Source organism: Maricaulis sp. MIT060901, assembly GCF_047123815.1.
In the GTDB taxonomy this organism is placed as follows: Bacteria; Pseudomonadota; Alphaproteobacteria; order Caulobacterales; family Maricaulaceae; genus Maricaulis.
In genome coordinates, this window is sequence record NZ_CP138920.1 from 2111047 (window position 1) to 2130695 (window position 19649).

The following is a 19649-nucleotide window of genomic DNA, read 5'->3' on the forward strand; positions in this document are numbered from 1 at the left end:
GCATGGAAAACTCACGGATCAAGCGTCTTCTGGTGGTCGGCGGCGGTACGGCTGGCTGGATGGCCGCTGCTGCACTGTCCAAATTCCTGGGCGAGGGGCTGGAGATCTCGCTCGTCGAGTCTGATCAAATCGGCATAGTCGGTGTGGGCGAGGCAACGATCCCCCAGATCAAGCATCTCAACCGGGCGCTGGAACTGGACGAGCGGAAATTCGTGGCCCGGACCCAGGGTTCGTTCAAGCTGGGCATCGAGTTCCAGAACTGGCGCCAGAAAGGCCACGCCTATCTGCATAATTTTGGTTCCATCGGGCTGAATGTGAACTCCACGCATTTCCACCATTATTGGCTGCGCAGTCGTGCAGAGGGCAATGAGCTGGACCTGTGGGACTACTGCGTGAACACCGAGGCCGCCCGCCAGGGGCGGTTTGCGCCATTGGAAAAGCTGGGCTCGTCGCCGCTCAACGGAATCGCCTACGCCTATCACTTTGACGCGGCGCTCTATGGCCAGTTCCTGCGCAACTATGCCGAACAGCGTGGCGTGACGCGGATCGAGGGCCGGATTGTTGATGTTCACCAGGACAGCGAGAGCGGTGAGGTGCGCAGTGTCGAGCTTGAGAGTGGGCAGAAAGTTGAGGCGGATTTCTTCATTGATTGCTCCGGCTTTCGTGGCCTGTTGATCGAAGGCGCCCTGGAAACCGGATATGAGGACTGGACGCACTGGCTGAAATGCGACCGCGCGTTTGCCGTGCCGAGTGAGAATGCTGGGCCGATCCGCCCCTATACCCAGTCGATCGCCCATGATGCTGGCTGGCAGTGGCGCATTCCCCTGCAGCATCGCACCGGCAATGGTCATGTCTTTTCCAGCGCCTATACCGACGAGGATGCGGCTCGCGAGACCCTGCTGGCCAATCTGGAAGGCGAGCCCCTGTCTGATCCGCGACTGATCCGTTTCACAACAGGTCGCCGGAAGAAGTTCTGGAATCGCAATGTCGTCGCGCTGGGCCTGGCAAGCGGCTTCCTGGAGCCGCTGGAATCCACCTCCATCCATCTTATCCAGTCCGGGATCAGTCGCCTGGTTCCGCTCTTCCCGGCCGGCGCGGGAGGTGAGGCGCTGGCGGATGAGTATAATCGCCAGATGGGGCTGGAATACGAGAAGATCCGTGACTTCATCATCCTGCACTATCACCTCAACGAGCGCACGGATTCACCCTTCTGGATCGATTGCCGTGAAATGGACGTGCCGGACACGCTGGTGCGCAAAATGGCGCTCTTCCGCGAGAGCGGACGGCTCTATCACGAGCAGGAAGACCTATTCACGGATTCAAGCTGGCTCCAGGTCATGCTGGGCCAGGGTATCACGCCGCAAGCCTATCACCCGGTGGCAGACGACATGTCTTCTGAGCGGCTCGAGGGGTTCCTGGGGGATATACGGCGGATCGTCACGTCTGCGGCCGGGCAGTTGCCGTCGCATGAGGACTTTGTTCGCTCAAACTGTCCTGCGCCTGCAGGCTAGGTGCTGGCCAGCAGGTCGTGGGCCTTGCAGTGCCGGTCTACGAATTCCTGGTGCGACAGCATTGCGCCGGACGCTTCGTCGATGGCGCGCTTGATGCCAGACAAATAGCGCGGGCCGTCGACGCCGCGGATATCGACCAGGCTGTCATATCGATCCGGTGTCGGGCCCTGTCCCAGGAAAACAGCCAGCCAGCTGGGGTTGGTGAAGAGCTCGATCTGGCGCGCAACCAGGCGACCATTGCGCTGGAATTGCTCGATCTTGTACGCCAGCGTGTCGGGGATCTGCATCTCCCGGCAATAGCGCCACAATTCCCCGTCCTGCCGATCGTTCAGGCAGTAGTGCAGGATCAGGAAATCCCGGATGCTCTCGTATTCCTCGATGGTCAGCCGGTTGTATTCCTCGGCGGAAAGTGGGCTCGCATCGCGGCCCGGGAACAGCGCCAGGAAGCGCATGATGCCGATCTGGATAAGATGCAGCGAAGTGGATTCCAGCGGCTCCAGGAAGCCGGCAGACAGGCCGATCGCCACGCAGTTCCTGTTCCAGAATTTCTTCCGGCGACCGGTGGTAAAGCGCAGCAAACGCGGGTCCGCGAGCGCCTCGCCGTCCAGGTTGTTCATCAGCGTGTCGGTCGCCGTCTGGTCGTCGACAAACTGGCTGCAATGCACATAGCCATTGCCGGTGCGATGCTGCAGGGGGATGCGCCATTGCCATCCGGCCTCGCGCGCGGTCGAGCGGGTATAGGGGGTGAAACCTTCGGGGCCGCTGCGTTCGCAGGGCACGGCGACGGCCCGGTCGCAGGGCAGCCAGTGTGTCCAGTCCTCATATCCGGTTTCCAGGGCGCCTTCGATCAGCAGGCCGCGGAAGCCGGTGCAATCGACAAAAAAATCGCCATCAATGACCTGTCCATCAGCCAGGGTGATGGACTCGATAAAGCCGTCCTCATTGCGCAGGGCGACATCGGTGACGCGGCCTTCGATACGCCTGACGCCCTTGCTTTCGGACAGGCGCCGCAGAAAGTGCGCATAGAGCCCGGCGTCAAAATGATAGGCATAGTCAAAGGTCGACTGGATCTGGCGCGGATTGTTCGAGGGCTGGGCAAACCGGCCCTGTTTCGCCATGCCCCAGCACATGGAATATTCCTGCAATTCCTCCGCCTTGCCCTCGGCAAACGCCTTGAACCAGTACTGGTAGAGCGGCAGCGTGTCGAAGTCGGCGCCGAAATGTCCGAACGGGTGGAAATAGCTGTGTTGTTCCTTCCGCCAGTCTACAAACTCGATGCCCAGTTTGAACGAGCCCTGGGTCTCGCGCACAAAGGTCGCCTCGTCGATGCCCAGTGAGGCATTGAAGCGCTTGATGTGCGGGATGGTCGCCTCGCCGACACCCACGGTGGGGATGTCCTCGGACTCCACCAGCACGATCTCGCAGCCACCGCGCGTGGCATTCGATAGTGCGGCAGCGGCCATCCATCCGGCAGAGCCGCCGCCGACAATGACGATCTTGCGCAAGGCCTCAGACATTTTCGCCCTTTTCACTCTTCGGGAGGGGTTTTACACGAAGCCAGAGAAGCGCGGACAGGGCAAGGGATGCCGCCGCGATGGCGAAGAGCAGGGATTTGTCCTCGACCCGCTGCAGCAGCAGGCCGATGCCCATCGAGACCAGTAGCTGGGGCAGGACAACGGACAGGTTGAAAATGCCCATGAACAGCCCCATCCGCGTGGCATTGATGCGCTGGGACATGATGGCAAAGGGCAGGGAGACGATTGCGGCCCAGCCGACGCCGAGAATGGCCATGATCAAGTAGAGCGCGAGCGGTGAGGTCCCGGCAAAATAGGCGATCCCATATCCCATCGACATGACTGCCAGGCAGGCGGCCTGCAGGCGCACGCGCGGCATCTTCCTCGCCAGCGGGTTCAGCACGAAGGCCGGAAGGGCGGCTGCGACCCCGTTGAGGATCAGGAATGAGAAATTGGTGATGCTGCCCCAGCTCGCGCTGCCCGCATCGGGCATGACGTGTTCCAGATACGGGTAATAGAAGACGAACATGGTCTGTACGCCAACCCAGGAGAAGGAGTGGGCGGCCATGATCTTCTGGAATTCGGTGAGGTCGTTCTTGCCGGCCCCGGCGCTCGGCTTTTTCAGGAACAGCACCCAGATCATCAAAATGGCAGTGGCCGCTGCGCAGGCCCATTCGATGACATGGCCGGAGCGTTCGATGGAAAAGGCGCGTTCAACGAGCGCGTAGATGTCGTAGGCGAAAATGCCCCACAGCGGCAGCGTGCCGATGGCGATCAAGCGGAGATCGAAACCGCCTTTCTGCTCGTTTTCCTCTTCGCTTCCCAGTTCGCGCGGTTCTTCCATCAGCATGGCCGGGATGAGTGTGAAGAGCAGGACGAGTCCGGCGCCGATATAGATCAGGGTTTCATTGCCCAGGGTCGCGCCGATGGCATAGGCCAGCATGCCGAACGTGCCCGACACCGTCTGCATCCAGGTATAGCCGCGCGTCCGCAGCTCGCCTTCCGGGGTGAGGTCGGAAATCACCGCACGGGTCGGGTTGAAGCTGACATTGATCGACAGATCCATGACCAGGGCAACCGCCAGGGCCACGCCGACGATCTCGGTCAGGCCGAGCGCGCTGGAGATCAGGCCGATATTGGGCAGGGCAATCAGGGCGAGGGCTGTCATCACCCCGCCGATGAGAATAAACGGGCGGCGTCTGCCGCCCCAGAACCAGACCTTGTCGGAAATCATGCCGATAATCGGCTGGCCGAGAATGCCGGCAATCGGGCCGGCGGCCCAGACAAGTCCGATTTCCTCGAGGTTGAGGTCGTATTTGGAGCGGAGAATGGCGCTCAGGGCCGCGATCTGGATCGACAGGGCAAACCCCATCGCCGTCGCAGGCAATGTCATCAGCGCAAAAAAGGGCTTCGACAGCCGTTTCTGCATCTCGAGCATGGTGGTTCTCCCCTCCCGGCGTGTCTTTTGACACATTTATGCAAAAACAATGGCAGAATGATTGCTGCGCGTCACGGGTTTTCACTGTATTGTTTGCTAAATTCGACAGAGTCCGTTTTGGAAGATTCCGCAAAATAGACTGCGGTTGTGGTGAAGGAGAGGGTCATGTCCGAGCAGGATTGGTGGCGGGGTGCCGTCATTTACCAGATCTATCCGCGGTCCTATCTGGATACGACGGGCAATGGTGTGGGTGATCTGAAGGGTATTCACGACAAGCTCGAATACATCGCGGATCTTGGGGTGGACGGGATCTGGATTTCACCCTTCTTCACCTCGCCGATGGCGGATTTCGGGTATGACGTGTCCGACTATCGCGATGTCGATCCTCTTTTCGGATCGCTCGCGGATTTTGATGCGATCATCGAGAAGGCGCATCGTCTGGGCGTCAAGGTCCTGATCGACCAGATCTATTCGCACACCTCCGACCAGCATGCCTGGTTTGGGGAAAGCCGCCGCGATGGAGGGAGTGACAAGGCGGACTGGTATGTCTGGGCCGATGCCCGGCCGGACGGCTCTCCGCCCAATAACTGGCAGAGTTTCTTCTTTGGTCCGGCCTGGACCTGGGATGCGCGTCGCGGCCAGTACTACATGCACAACTTCCTGCCCCAGCAGCCGGACCTGAATCTGTGGAATCCCGAGGTGCGCGCCGAGATCTGTGACACGCTGCGCTTCTGGCTGGATCGCGGTGTTGATGGTGTGCGTCTGGATGCGATTTCGCATTGCCTGCACGATCCGCAGATGCGCGATAATCCGGCGCGGGAAAATCCCGATGCCAAAAAGCCCGGCGACATGCAGAGCATGGTGCACACGGTCGGCCTGCCCGATACGGCAGAGTTCATGCGCGAGTTGCGCGCCGTGCTGGACGAATATCCGGGACGGTTTGCGGTGGGGGAGATCGGGGGCGAGGATCCGCTGGCCCAGGCCGTGACCTATGCTGACCCCGAGCGTTCCCTGCAGACGGCCTATAATTTCTCCTTCCTGTTCAAGGGGCCGCTGACGCCGGCGCTGATCCGCGAGGCGATCGAGGATCAGCTGGTACGGCATCCAAGCGGTTGGCCGACCCAGGTGTTCTCCAATCATGACGCCGTGCGGGCGCCGACACGCTGGGGCGGGGCGGATGCGTCGCCGGCCTATGCGCAAATGCTCAATGCGCTGCTGCTCAGTCTTTATGGCTCGGTCTGTCTTTATCAGGGCGAGGAGCTGGGTTTGTGCCAGGCGGATGTGCCCTATGAGCGCCTGGTCGATCCTGAGGCGATCAAGAACTGGCCGCACACGCTGGGCCGTGATGGTGCGCGCACGCCCATGCCGTGGACGCGTGAGGCGCCCTGGGCTGGCTTCGCCGGGCTAGAGCCCTGGCTGCCGGTGGATGCGCGTCATGTCGACCTGTCTGTCGAGGCCCAGGCGGGTATTGACGGCTCGACGCTGGAAGTCACCCGGGCGCTGCTGAAGAACCGAAAGGCGTCCGCCGCATTGCAAACCGGTGAAATCCGCTTTGTTGATGCCGGTGAGAATGTGCTGTGTTTCGAGCGCGTGTCCGGTGATGAGCGCGTGATGTGTGTGTTCAATTTCGGCGACGCGGAGAGCGAAATTGAACTGCCGGGACGCTGGTACGGAATGAGCGATATTACTCTTCCCGCGGTTTGCGATGGGAGCCGGTTGCGATTGCGGGGGCACGGCTTCTGGCTGGGTCTCCCGGCCTGAGGTCGGAAGATTTCATTTGCCGCTTCCCGGCTTGCGAGGCATGATTGCAAAAACTCGCAAAACCAAGGGAGAGGTTTATGCGCGCAGCCCTGTTCGGATCGACAGCATTTCTTGCACTTGCATTGGCTTCTTGCTCGCAAGAACCGGTGGGTCAGACTGTCGAGCCTGTGTCGCAAAACACCGAAAACGGAGTCGCGGAAACTGTCGCGCCTGACCCGGCACGCATGCGGGCCGAGATCAATTCCGATGGCTCCATCCGGGTCATGTTCCGGGGTGATGCCGCCCGCTCGACAGATCCGGCCGATTACCGGTTAAGCGATGGCGAGGGCAATGTCTTGCCGATTTCAACCGTGCTCCCCACGGACGCGTCCGGCGCCCTGATCTTCTCCAGTGAAGCGCTGGGACCGGCGCGGGTCTATTTCGTCGAACAGCTGGAGATGGGGCTTCGCGCCCGGGCGCGTTTTGATGGCTGGTTCCGCACGCTCTATTCCGACAAGCCGCTGGGCGCGAATATCGCTGCCGACGGTTCGGCCACCGACTTCCGCATTTTTGCGCCGCGCGCGGACCGGATCCGGATCTATCTCTACGAAGGTCCGGAAGATGGGCCGGAGCAGGCCACCGAGGCCGTCTGGATGCAGCGCGACGCGAACGGCGTCTTCGAGGCACAGTTCGAGGGTGATCTGCACGGTGTCTACTATGACTTCACGGTGCATGGGCCGAACGATCCGGGCAACCAGTTCTACGGGACCGAGCCGGTGCACATTTCAGACCCTTATGCCCGGGTGAATGTCGACGGGTTCGGCAAGAGCCGTGTGTGGCGCGCCACCATCCCGGCGACGCCGCTGGTCAATGGCCGTCCGCCCATGCAGGACGTGGTCTCCTATGAGGTGCACGTGCAGGATTTCACCGATCTCCTACCGGTGGCCGACGAGCTGGGCAGTTCCATCCCAGCCTTTGCCACCCCGGGCCTGACCAATTCGCGTGGAGAGCCGATCGGCTTTGATCACCTGGTCAATCTGGGCATCAACACGGTGCACCTGCTGCCGGTGCAGGAATTCATCCACTACCCGACCGAGGAGTGGGCGGCGGGGCATGGCGATGTGCCGATCCTGCAGGAGCTGGGCATTGCGCACGAGGATTATCAGTGGGGCTATCGTACCACGCATGCCTTTGCCATCGAGAGCCGTTATCGCCAGACGGGAACGGACTGGGGCGCCCAGCGTGACCAGTTCCGCGATCTGGTCCAGGCCTTCCACGACCGTGGCATCGCCGTGATCATCGATATGGTGCCCAACCATACCGGCGAGAGCATGGAGGATCGCGACACACCGCTGAACTTCTCGGGTCTCGACCGGTTCTACTATTACCGGCTGAACGAGGATGGCGTGCATATCGGCACGTTCGGCAACGAGGTGAAGACCGAGGACCGCCCGATGGTCCAGCGCTGGCTGATCGACCAGTGCCGCCAGCTGATCGAGGAGTTCGGCATTGACGGTTTCCGCATCGACCTCGCGGGCCAGATCGACGAGCAGACGCTTTACGCCCTGCGCCGCGAGCTCGGTGAGGATGTCATCATCTATGGCGAGCCGTGGATTGATGTGAACGACCCCTGGATCCGCGAAATGCCGGACTGGGACTGGTACAAGGAAGATGCGCCGATCACCTTCTTCCAGGACAATGCGCGTGACGCCTTTGTTGGTTCGCCCTTCGTGCTGGAGAATCCGGCGACCGATCTGGGTTGGTCAGGCGGCAATGCAGAGCTGCGCGAACGCGTCATGACCGCGATCGCCAATTCCTTTGACGACGAGCCGGTCTCGCCCAATCAGGGCCTCAACTACATGGACATCCATGACAACTGGACGCTGGCGGACCGGTTTGCGCTCAGTGACTGGGATGGTCGCAATGGCGTGAACGAGCCGCACTACCGCATCGCGGCAGGCCTGCTGTTTACCTCGCTCGGTCCGGTGGTCATCCATGGCGGATCCGAATTCATGCGCTCCAAGGGTATCGCCCCCCTGCACGAACAGCATGTCGAGACGGATTATCGCAACATCCATCTGAAGGGACGCGAGGACACGTTCAATGTCCGCACACCCAACCAGTTTGTCTGGGAGAATATCGGCGCGACTGCCGATGAGGCGCCAGCGGATTACGCCGGCATGCTGGACTGGTGGCGCGGTCTGATCCATTTCCGCCTCTCTGACGAGGGCGAGGTCTTCCGGATCGCAGAGCACCGTGATGGCCACGTTCGCTGGTTCACGCCGGATGACGGTCACCTGCTCGCCTATACGATGGGCGACAGTGTGCTGGTGGCCGCCAATGTCGGAGCGAGCGACGCGCAAATCCCTGTTGAATTGCCGGAGGGAAACTGGGTCCGCATCGCCGATGGTGAGGTGATTGACCAGGAAAATGGTGTTGGCGGGGCGCTGTCCGGTGGCCGTGAAGCGGTTGCAGCGCAGGCAGGCACCTTGCAGATCTGGGTGCGGCGCTAGCGGGCGCTGTTGTGTATGGGGAGGAGTTTCACCCCTCCTCGCCGAGCAGGAAGATCAGAACTTCGTCAATCCGCGCCTGCCAGGCGGCCTCATTATGGTCGGCTCCCGGATAGACGCGTGAGACAAACTGCTCGTTCTCGACAAAGCCGTGCACCTGCATCACGGGATCGATTGCCTCCTGGTAGGGCGCATACAGCGCATCCAGATTGATGCTGCCGTGATCCATCCAGATGCGATGGCGAGAGGGATCAAACGGTGCCTGCCGGATGAAGGTCCGCCAGTACGGAATTAGCATGTCCTGCCAGCGTGCCGCCTCGTCCCCGACCAGCGTCCCGGAGACGCGGATTGGCCAATGCGTAGACAGCGCGGCAAACTGGCCGAAATCATCCGGGTGGCGGCTGAGCGTGTAGAGCGAGATCAGCCCGCCCATGCTTGATCCCATCAGGCTGGTCGAGGTCGCATCGGGGCGGGTGCGAAAGGTTGCGTCGATATACGGCTTGAGTTCGAGGACGATGAAGTCGGTATAGGCGTCGGCGAGCGGGGTCGCATCGGTGGTCTCGAAAACGAGCGCGCGTTCCGGAGCAGGAAGAGCCTCGACGATGGACTGCGGGGCATAGTCCCGGCGACGCTGGGGCGAGTTCCAGATGCCGACCACGATGGCTGGTTCGATCCGGCCTTCACCGATCAGCCTGTCCATCGCCTCATCCACTTCCCAGGCATCTCCGGCATAACTGAAACCGGGCTCGAACAGGTTCTGGCCGTCCTGGGCATAGATCACCGGGTAGTGCCGGTCACTCTCAGCATATCCCGGCGGCAGATAAATGGAGAGGTTCCGGTCGAGCACATGTTTGGCCGGGAAGTTCTCCACGCTGATGATATGGCTCGGCGATACGGGGGCAGGATCTGATGTGCTGCTTTGCGATGGTGAGCAGGCGGCCAGCGTGCCCGCAGCGAGGAACGCGGTCGTTCGGCGCATGATCAGTTCTCCGCCACGAAGCGGATGGCTGCTCCTCCGCCCGGGACCAGGGTGAACTCGATCTCGTCGGTCGAGGTGACCTGCATCTCCCGGATCATCATGGCATAGGGGTTGTGTTCCCAGTGTGCGTCGGGGTGATCGAGGTAGAGCTGCGCGGGTATAGGTGCGTCCGTCTTCCAGGAAGTCCAGGCCAAGCCCGACATGGCGTGCCGCGCCGCCATTTGCTGCGCCGACATACCAGTCCGCGCCGCCCCGTTCCTGGCGCGCAAAGACGATATGCTGGCCCGGTTCTCCTTCCAGCGCGATGGAGGTTTCCCAGTCCGTCGGCACATCGCGGATGAACTGGAAAGCGTCCGGGCGGGCCAGGTAGTTATCCGGCAGGTCCGCCGCCATCTGGATGGGGCTGTAGATGGTGACATAGTGCGCCAATTGCTGGGCGAGCGTGGTCTGCACCCGGCTTGGTGCATCTTCACCGCGCGGCATCAGATCAAAGATACCGGGCGTGAAATCCATCGGGCCCGACAGCAGCCGGGTGAATGCGAGAGTGGGGACATGTTCCGGCGGGTTCGGCGGAACACCCCAGGCGTTGTATTCCTGGCCGCGCGCGCCCTCGCGCGAAATCCAGTTCGGATAGGTGCGGCGAATGCCGGTGTCCTTGACCGGTTCGTGTGCATTGATCGAGATCCGGTGTTCAGCGGCGGCCTGGAGCACCCGCAGATGGTGGTTCACCGCATATTGCCCGTAATGCCATTCATAGCGCGGTGTGCCGTCTGCTTCATAGCGCACCAGGTCGCCGGCATCAGCGACGTAACCCGTTTTGACCTGTGAGATGCCAAGGCGTTCATAGAGGGCAAAGCCGGCCTCCATCTGGTTCTCGTAATTGGTCAGATCGCCGGAGGTCTCGTGGTGACCAACCAGACGGACGCCGCGCTCGCGCGCATAGGCAGACAGGGCTTCGATATCAAAATCCGGATAGGCCTCGGTAAAGGAAAAGGTCTCCTGGCGATTGAACCAGTCGCCATCCCAGCCGAGGTTCCAGCCTTCCACCAGGATGCCGTCAAAGCCGTTTTCGGCGGCAAACTCGATCATCTCGCGCGTGTTTTCATTGGTCGCGCCGTGGTTCGGGCCAGAGCCCCAGGTCTGCGTATTGATATGCATGCCCCACCAGATGCCGACATATTTTCCCGGCTCCACCCAGCTGACATCGCCAAGCACATTGGGTTCGTTCAGATTGAGGATGATGTCGGAGTTGATCAGTCCCACGGCCGCATCAGCGATCTGGATGGTGCGCCAGGGAGTCGTGAAATTCGCGTCGGCGTGAACGGCGATGCCATCGGGTCCCGGGGCCAGCTTGACGTCCAGAATGCCGCCGCGCTGCTGGTCCAGATAGAATCCGGAATAATCGTGCAGGGCCGCTTCATGAATGGCGACCCACGGGCCGTCATCCGGCAGGCGGGCTGTAAAGGGTGAATGGGCGCGATCCACCTCGCTCAGGGATGTTTCCTCGTAGATGTATTCATACCGGTTCCAGCCCGCAGCCGGCACCCACCAGGCGGTGGATTGCTCGGGTAGATTGAAACGGGTCATCTCGTCGATGATCGCATGCGGAGCGTCGCCCATAACCTCATATCGAAAGCCGACGCCGCTATCGAAGACGCGGATGCGCAGATCGAAGCCGCGCTCCGGATTGCCGGCGTAGCGGAAACTGGCAACGAGCTCGTTGTGGTGGTCGCGGACCAGGCGCCGCTCGCCCCAGGGCTGTTCCCAGGTATCGTCATGGCTGCCGGTTTGTGTGCCGGTCAGGGCGAGACCGGTTTCAAGCGGGGCGCCTTCAGCAAATCGAAAGCCGAGCCGGGAGGCGCGCACAACCGTCTCATTGTCCAGGGCCACGGCATATCGCGGTGCGCCCTGTTCGCTCCAGACCGTGAAGGCGATGCGGCCATCGGGAGAGGTGATGCGGGCAGGCGCGTCCTGTGCGTGGGCATTTGACGTGGTCCCCACCGCGGCCGCAAGCAGCATGAAGGCGATTGACAGGATTAGCGGGCGGCGTGGCATGTTGTGCTTACCTCTGTGCAAAAACATGCAAACAAAAACGCACATTTGATACTGTAGCAAGGGATAATAATGCAAACAGCTCTGATAAACGAACGGGTCAGCTGATCTTAGCCGGTCCGTTATGGCTGGTTTAGCCTTGCGGCTATTCGAATCTCCGAACGAGATTTTCCGCGCCGCCCCGGTGCTTGGTTTCGCGCAAGGTGAGGCCGCTAGCCACCGGTCCGGGCCATGGAGCGGCTTACCGCCGGTCCGGCATTCACATCAAAGTCGTGACGCTCCGGCTTGTCCTGCATTGCCGCATCCAGCTGCGCGTTCAGCGCCGCAGCGCCGCCATTGCGTAACGCCGCCCTAAGATCAACGGAGTTTTCCTTGCCCAGACACATGAACAGCGTACCCGTACACGTCACCCGGACCCGGTTGCAGCTGGCGCAGAAATTATGACTGAGCGGGGAAATGAAGCCGAGGCGCCCACCGGTTTCAGCGACCTTTACATAGCGCGAGGGACCACCCGTATCGAGCGGGATGTCCTGCAGGGTGAATTGCTCTTCCAACCGGCTTCGGACGATGGCGAGGGAGAGGAACTGGTCGGACCTGCGAGTCTCGACCTCGCCGACCGGCATGACCTCGATCAGGCTCATATCCATCTTGCGCCCGTGCGCCCAGCTCATGAGATCGGCGATCTGGTGCTCATTCTCTCCCTTCAGGGCGACAGCATTGATCTTGACGTGCAGACCGGCCTTACGGGCCGCATCAATTCCACGCAACACGTCCGCGAGCCGGCCATTGCGTGTCAGCCGGCGGAACATCACCTCATCCAGCGTGTCCAGCGAAACATTGATGCGTTTTACGCCAGCGGCGGCGAGCTGGTCGGCATATCGTTCCAGCAGGGTGCCATTGGTGGTCAGCGCGATTTCGCTAAGGGCTGATTTGCCCAGCCGCTGGCCGAGTGCCTCGATCAGGGTGATGACATCGCGTCGCACCAGCGGTTCGCCACCGGTAATGCGGATCTTGCTGACGCCGCGGGCGATGAAACTGTCACAGATCGCCGCCAGCTCCTCATAGCTGAGCAGATCCTTCTTGGGCAAAAACTCCGGTTGCTCATCCATGCAGTAATGGCAACGCAGGTCGCAGCGATCCGTGACCGACAGGCGCAGATAGGTGATCTGGCGCCCGAAGGCGTCGATCAGGGGCGACCGGGTCAGGGATTTCGACTGGGTATCCACGCTTGGTCCTGCTTTGGCATCTGTTTCGTATTTAGGTCAGCTTTACGGCAAATGCGAATATGCAGCGCCGTTGATCAGCCAGACGTGAAGACCCGTGTGGTGCAAGCAATCGCGCCTTGTTGTCGCAGCGGGCTGGTCAAGGCGTTTTCTGTGCGGCAACAAGGAGCTGATGCCCTTGCTTCTCGCGGTTTTCTTTCTGGCGACAGCCACGCTTTACGCCTCGGTCGGATTTGGTGGTGGCTCGACTTACACCGCGATCCTGGCAGCCACGGGCGTCGATTATGCCCTGATCCCGATCATTTCGCTGATTTGCAATATCGCCGTCGTCGCCGGCAGCTGCTGGCGTTATGGGCGAGCCGGCCTGCTTTCGGTGCAGCGGCTGGCCCCCGCGCTTGCGGTCTCGATACCGCTGGCCTGGCTGGGTGGACGTATGCAGCTGTCCGAAGATGCTTTCCTCTACTTGTTGTCGGGAGCGCTCGTATTGTCCGCCCTAGTATTGCTCGTTCGACCACCAAGGCTTGCGGGTGTTTCGAGCACGGGCGCTGCGGGCTGGGCGCTGTATCTGGCCGGCGGCGCTACCGGGCTTCTGGCCGGGCTGGTCGGAATAGGTGGCGGGATATTCCTGGCACCATTGCTCTACATGATGCGCTGGGGCGAGGAAAAGCAGATCGCGGCCGCATCCAGCCTGTTCATCCTGCTCAACTCGCTGGCCGGACTGGCGGGGCAGTTCAGCAAACCGGGAATTGCGATGCAGCCGGTGATCGACCATCTCGTCTGGCTCGTCCCGTCCGTGGTCCTGGGCGGCTGGATCGGCAATCACTTGGGTATCCACATCCTGCCGGCCAATCGGGTGAGACAGGCCACCGGCCTTCTGATTCTGGTGGTCGCGGTTCGTCTGCTGTTTCGTGCCGCCGGGTAGAGTAGCGACCCATCGCTGACCGGCGCGTCAGCGCCCGCCTCGCCATTCTTTGACCACAGTCCGGCGCAAGATCGCACGCGGCGTGTATTGCGAGGGACGGTTCATGCGTGAGTGGGTGCAGCGGCCCGCCCTGTTGGGGGCGGCGTTCTGGTTTGCCGGTTTCGTTGGTGGTTGCAGTCAGGACCAGCCAACCGTCATGTCTGACATGATCACGGTGCCGCGTGCCGCCTATGACGGGCTTATCACAGCCGAGCGGGTCGATTTCATTGCACTGGACCTCCAGACCGGCCGCAAACTGGTTCTGGAAGGGTCGCGTATCTATGAACGCCATGCACCCTGGTCGACCTTCAAAATTCCCAACACATTGATCGGCCTGGAGACGGCTGAATGCCTCGATCCGGAACAGGTGCTGGTCTGGGATGCGGAGCGCTGGCCAGCTGCCGATTTCTGGCCAACGGCGTGGCACGGCGAACATGACCTGGAATCAGCCTTTCGCAATTCGGTCGTGTGGTATTACCGGCAGCTCGCGCAGTGTGTGGGCGGCGGCCGTTATCAGTCCGTCCTGGCAGACTGGAATTACGGCAATGCCCAGTTGAATGCGGGTGATGATGCATTCTGGCTTGGCGGCGGATTACAGATCTCGCCCTGGGAGCAGGTGCGCTTTCTGCAGGATTTGCATACCGGCATGATCGAGGTAGCCGATTCAGCTCTGCAGCGTCTCGCTACGATCAGCCTGGATGAGGCGTTTGCAACGTCCGGCCTGCGCGGCAAGACAGGGGCCGGCTCCACGCAGGATGGCGCCTGGGAGGGCTGGTATGTCGGCTATGTTGATGCAGGCGAGGGGGCGGGTGTGGTTTTCGCCCTCTATGCGAGTTCGGACGACTACGCCGACATCCGCGATTTCCGACGGGCCTTTGCCGTGGAGTTGTTGACGGATGCCGGCTATCTGCCGAACTAGGCAGCCACTGTTGGCTGCGCCCGTGACTCGTTAGCTGCGGGTGAAAACCCCACCATGAACTCGGTCAATGCCGGGCGGTATTTACGACCGATCCGAACCTTCGATCCATTGTTGAGCTCCACCGCATAAACACCGTGCTTGTCGCTGAGCGTCTTCACGAGGGCACGTGTATTGATGATGCCGGAGCGGTGAATTCGCAGGAAGGCCGATGGATCGAGCGTCTCCTCAAGTTCACGCATGGAAATGCGGTGCAGCAACTGGCGATGCTGAAGATGGAAGTACACATAGCCCCGTGCCGCTTCGATCCAGATGATCTCGGATTGCGGTACCCGGATGATCTCGTTGCGCTGCTTGATCCAGAAATCCTTGAAGTTTGGTGAGGTCGCGCCGGGTGTACGAGATTGCCGGAGCGCTTCAATCGTCTCTGTCATAACTTCAATTCGAGCGGCCGCTTCGCGTTCGCGAAGTTGCGTGTCCAATCGTCGAACTGTTTCTTCCAATCGCACTGGATTAACCGGCCGCAGGATAAAATCGGAAGCGCCCATATCAAACGCAGGTGCTGCCATCTCAGGAAGATTGCTGCACAAAACGACCAACGGGTACATGCCGACTTCGTTCAATTCGCGCGTGATGCGTTCAAACTCGAAACCATCGGCGTCCAGGAAAAGGACATCCGGGTTTAATTCCTTGCAGGCTGTTACTAAGGCCCGACCTGAGCGATAACATTCGACAGATCGAACCCGCGGGAAACCGATCAGCGCATCACGCAGGTGTTCGGCCTGAGAGATGCTCGATTCGTAAGCGACCATTCGCATTTTTTAGTCCTCAACAATGGTGGCGCCAATTTCCTGGCGCCCTGCCTTTCGACATCCATTCCGAGAGATCCCCACCCTACAGAACTTGGGTCAACTCGCCCTCCGGAACGCTCCATCGACACAGAAAACTCACAGCCGTTGGTCGATCCTCCCAAGCATTGAGGGCACGAAAATGGTCGCTCGTTCAGGCTGGGGTTGTCAACGGCAGATCGCCTGACGCTGTCGCGATATTCATGAAATATTGTTCAGCAAAGGGACCGGAAAAGCCGCAAGTCCTGTCGTTCGGGGGGCGGGGTCAGCCGTTCGACGATGCCCTGATTCTTTTGTTACAATTTAAGGCCGCTTTATGCTTGCCGCCCTGGATTTGGCGCGCGTCATTATCTGTTCGTGATTGCAAACCCGGCTTGTGACGCAAGCCCGAGGTTCGTCACATTACGGTTTCGTTGTGCTCGATCCATGCGGCCTTGTCCCCTTTGCGCGGGGGCGGATCGTATCGGTACAAGCGGGTCGACCACCTCTGTCGTGATCAATCTAAGCCCTTTGAGTAAGGGCAGGACTGCTACCGAGGGGTACTTATGCAATTCAAAGATAAAAACGGTATGCTGGCGTCGACCATGCTGGCTGGCCTTTCAGCGCTGAGCCTGGGCGTCGCTCCGGCATATGCGCAAGATGTTGAGCAAATCGATCCAGACGCTCAGCAAGGGGAAACTGCGCCGCAGGACCGTATTACGGTAACCGGTTCACGTATCCGTCGCGATGCATTCTCGTCCGCGCAGCCGCTTCAGGTTGTTGATGCTGAAAGCGCTGTTCAGCTGGGTGCTGTCGACGCTGCTGCCATCATCGCTCAGTCAACTACGTTGAGTGGCGAGCAGATTGGTGCCGCCATTAACACTGCTTCCGGTCAGTCGAATGCCACCGAAATTCCGCCGGATGGTGGTGTCGGTTCCCAGAACGTTGGTTTGCGTGGCCTCGATGCCGAGCGTACTCTTGTTCTGATGAATGGTCGTCGTCTCGCGCCTGCAGGTGTAGGGGGGGCTCCGACGCGCCCTGACCTGGGTTTGATCCCGTCGTCCCTCATCGATCGTGTTGAGATTCTGACCGGTGGTGCGTCGTCGATTTATGGTGCGGATGCTGTTGCTGGTGTCGTAAACATCATTACGAAGACCGAAACGGAAGGAATGGAAATCGACTTCTTCCGTTCATTCCCGGAAGTCGGCGGTGGTGTTGAATCTCGCGCCTCCTTCGTCATCGGACAATCCTCGGACAACGGTTACATCAACTTCGCGGCGGAGTACTTCCAGCGCACCGCGACCCGCTTTACCGATATGCCGGGCCCTCATTGTGATGTCGATATTCGTGACATCTTTGTCGATGGCGAGTTTAACAATCGCCAGACTCTCTGCGTGAGTTTCTTCCCGGACAATGCGTATTCGACTTCCAACAATGGCGAGCTGTGGTTCTATCAGCCTGGTCAGACGGGAACGTTTACGGATCTGAACGGAGCCACTGTCTCCATCGATGATTGGGTATTCCGCACCGATGGTATCTGGGCCGGGGACCAGGTTGGAGCCGTCTTTGACCGTTTCCTCTGGGCTGTTGATTCAGCGCCTGGTTACAATGCGCCGCAGCAATTCGGTGAATTCAACGACAATGACGAACGTCTCAATGCTGACTTCCGCCAGGCTGTCCAAACCTTCTCCTTCGTCACGACAGGTGAGATGGACCTGGACATCACGGATAGCTTTGCTCCGACCTTCTTCTTTGAACAGTTCTACTCAAATCGTCAGACGCGTTCCCGCGCTATGGGCGAGCAGGCTCTGCCGGAACTGCCAGGCTTCATTCCGGAGCTGAACGCGGCCGGAGATGACTGGGTTCGTGATGGAAACGGTGATGTTGTTCTCGTCGACAACCCGCTGAACCCGTTCCCTGAGGACGGTGAAGGTATCTTCATCATGGATGAAGACTTCACTCAGATTCGTGAAGCTGAAGTTGAACAGATCCGCTTCGTCGGCGGTTTCCGCGGCGATATCGGCCAGCTCTTCGGCATTGGTTCGAACTGGGAATATGAAGCTTTTGGTTCCTATGATCGTTCTTTGGGCTATCAGGCTCAGGAAGTTCTGTTCTCGCCGAATATCGTTCTGGGTTCCCAGTACGTCTTTCTTGATAATGACGGCACGCTGTCTTGTGGTATCCCGCAGGGCTTGCCGGGTGGTTTCTCCAACCAGGGTTCCCCGACTGTTAACTTCAACATGTGGCCGGACAGCACAGTCGACCGCTGTCAGCCGATTGACTGGTTCGCGCCGAGCGTTCTTGAAAACGGTGCCTTCGCAACTGACTCCGAGCGCGATTTTGTCACCGCCCTGCGGACAAACCGCACGACGGTTGAGCAGGTTATCTTTGGTGGCTTCGTCTCCGGCGATCTCTGGGAGATGCCGGGTGGTGTTGTCGGTTCCGCCTTCGGTATGGAATACCGCATCGATAAGATCGACAGCTCCAATGATGTGACGGTTACCCGCGGTCTGCAGGCGACTGAGACACTTCAGTCCGAAGCAAACGCGGCGGGCGAGACCTGGCAGCGTGACATTTTCGGCGAGATCAGCCTGCCGCTGATTTCAAATGTTCCGTTCATTCAGGATCTGAGCGTGGATCTGTCGGCCCGTCATACCGAAGAGAAGAACTTCGGTGGTGAAACCACGTACGGTGTTCGGTCTTTCTGGCAGGTCAATGACTGGCTTGCGTTGCGCGGTTCCTACAACACGGCCTTCCGTGCTCCGAACCTGCGCGAACAGTTCCTGGCCGATAATGCCTCCGGCACGACGGCCTCTGGTGGCGACCCGTGTCGGGTTCCGGGTTTGGCTCGTGTAGACACCAATAATGATGGCGTCTTCGAATACGATGCGACCCAGGACACGCGTTCTGCCAACCTGTTGGCACAGTGTGTGGCTTCCGGTGCCGACCCGACCGCTCTGGCCCTGGCGAGCACGAGCTCGGTCTCCGTGCCGGTTCTCACCTCGGGTAATGTCGAACTGATGCCGGAGACGGCCGAAACGGTCACCGCCGGTTTTGTTATCCAGCCGGACACCGACTGGAACCCCGCGTTTGACTTCCTGTTCGACGACTTCTCCGCGTCTGTCACCTACTGGGGTGTTCAGATTGAGGACACAGTCGAAGAACTCTCCGCCGGTTCTGTGATTGGCGGATGTTTCAACGGTCAGACCCCGACGCTGTCCAGCGCCCTGTGTGAGCGCATCGAGCGACTGAACACGGGTAACCCGGCTCTGAACGGCCTTGCGTCTGTCACCATTGACTTTGTCAACCGCGGCATCATCGAGACTGATGGCCTGGACGTGAACTTGCGCTTTGGTCGCGAGTTCAATGTGATGGACCGTGATTTCTACGTGTCACTCACATCCAACAACTCCTATGTCTTCTCCTACAAGGAGCAGGCGCAGGCTGGAGATCCGTTTGATCAGGATGTTGGCGAGGACTTCCGTCCGCGCTGGACGTCTGACCACAACTTCACGGTCATGCAAGGTGATTGGTCCTGGAACTGGCAGATGCGCTACACCTCTGGTGTCGGAACGCGTGATCGCCAAGACCAGTTCTTCCCGGATGGCTTTGTCGGTGGTTCTGTATGGTGTGAGTGGTCGAACCCGAATGACCGCTCGAATCCGGTCAACAACTGTACGGTTTCGGTCCTCGAGGGCATCGACAATTACTGGCAGCACAACACGTCTCTCACCTTCGAGCGCGAAACGTGGCGTATGACGGTCGGCGTTGCCAACGTCTTCAACGAGCTGGTCCGCATCGACAGCAGCTCCGGCATTCGTAACCGTAATGGCTACGTTGTCGGTGGCCGCTATGACACTGGTGGTCGTCGCGCGTTCGTAAGCTTGAACAAGCGCTTCTAAGAACCAGCACCCCGGGCGGATTTGCCCTCTGCCCGGGGTGTTGTTCGAGCTTGGTATTTCACGATCTTACCCCGCT

The 19649-nt window shown here is 60.1% G+C and carries 11 protein-coding genes and 1 pseudogene; 6 read left to right on the plus strand and 6 right to left on the minus strand.

Features of this window, described 5'->3' with window-relative positions; all coding sequences use genetic code 11:
• The first annotated feature begins 2 nt into the window (after positions 1-2).
• A complete protein-coding gene (locus tag SIC17_RS10380) occupies positions 3-1511 on the plus strand; it encodes a tryptophan halogenase family protein (protein WP_412546923.1) in 1509 nt (502 codons plus the stop codon).
• Here the strand turns inward: SIC17_RS10380 and SIC17_RS10385 are convergent.
• Complete coding sequence (locus SIC17_RS10385) at positions 1508-3028, minus strand: tryptophan halogenase family protein (RefSeq protein ID WP_412545308.1); 1521 nt, start codon at positions 3026-3028, stop codon at positions 1508-1510. The genes SIC17_RS10380 and SIC17_RS10385 overlap by 4 nt on opposite strands.
• A complete protein-coding gene (locus SIC17_RS10390) occupies positions 3021-4463 on the minus strand; it encodes an MFS transporter (protein WP_412545309.1) in 1443 nt (480 codons plus the stop codon). Before SIC17_RS10390 ends, SIC17_RS10385 begins: the two co-directional genes overlap by 8 nt.
• Before the next feature lie 165 nt (positions 4464-4628).
• On the opposite strand from SIC17_RS10390, the gene SIC17_RS10395 reads away from it, so the two are divergent.
• Together SIC17_RS10395 and SIC17_RS10400 are read left to right on the plus strand one after the other, a co-directional pair.
• The gene (locus SIC17_RS10395) at positions 4629-6224 is read left to right on the plus strand and encodes an alpha-glucosidase family protein (protein WP_412545310.1); all 1596 of its coding nucleotides are present in this window, start codon (positions 4629-4631) and stop codon (positions 6222-6224) included.
• A 146-nt stretch (positions 6225-6370) separates the two neighbouring features.
• Entirely contained in the window at positions 6371-8716 is a 2346-nt protein-coding gene (locus SIC17_RS10400; protein ID WP_412545311.1) for an alpha-amylase family glycosyl hydrolase, read from the plus strand.
• Positions 8717-8744: 28 nt separating this feature from the next.
• Here the strand turns inward: SIC17_RS10400 and SIC17_RS10405 are convergent, their stop codons facing one another.
• From SIC17_RS10405 to moaA, 3 genes and pseudogenes are all read right to left on the minus strand, one after another.
• Positions 8745-9692, minus strand: coding sequence for an alpha/beta hydrolase (locus SIC17_RS10405; protein WP_412545312.1), 948 nt, complete (start codon positions 9690-9692; stop codon positions 8745-8747).
• 2 nt (positions 9693-9694) lie between these two features.
• Positions 9695-11711, minus strand: a pseudogene (locus tag SIC17_RS10410) (glycoside hydrolase family 97 protein).
• Positions 11712-11956: 245 nt separating this feature from the next.
• Positions 11957-12970: a GTP 3',8-cyclase MoaA gene (gene moaA / locus SIC17_RS10415; RefSeq protein ID WP_412545313.1), complete on the minus strand. Its 1014-nt coding sequence runs from the start codon at positions 12968-12970 to the stop codon at positions 11957-11959.
• Positions 12971-13139: 169 nt separating this feature from the next.
• Here moaA and SIC17_RS10420 point away from each other — a divergent pair, with 169 nt between their 5' ends.
• Positions 13140-13889, plus strand: coding sequence for a sulfite exporter TauE/SafE family protein (locus tag SIC17_RS10420; RefSeq protein WP_412545314.1), 750 nt, complete (start codon positions 13140-13142; stop codon positions 13887-13889).
• 103 nt (positions 13890-13992) lie between these two features.
• Positions 13993-14847: a penicillin-binding transpeptidase domain-containing protein gene (locus tag SIC17_RS10425; RefSeq protein ID WP_291891511.1), complete on the plus strand. Its 855-nt coding sequence runs from the start codon at positions 13993-13995 to the stop codon at positions 14845-14847.
• Here SIC17_RS10425 and SIC17_RS10430 read toward each other — a convergent pair.
• Entirely contained in the window at positions 14844-15662 is an 819-nt protein-coding gene (locus SIC17_RS10430) for a LytR/AlgR family response regulator transcription factor (protein ID WP_291891512.1), read from the minus strand. The genes SIC17_RS10425 and SIC17_RS10430 overlap by 4 nt on opposite strands.
• 575 nt (positions 15663-16237) lie before the next feature.
• On the opposite strand from SIC17_RS10430, the gene SIC17_RS10435 reads away from it, so the two are divergent.
• A complete protein-coding gene (locus SIC17_RS10435; RefSeq protein ID WP_412545315.1) occupies positions 16238-19573 on the plus strand; it encodes a TonB-dependent receptor domain-containing protein in 3336 nt (1111 codons plus the stop codon).
• Positions 19574-19649 lie beyond the last annotated feature (76 nt).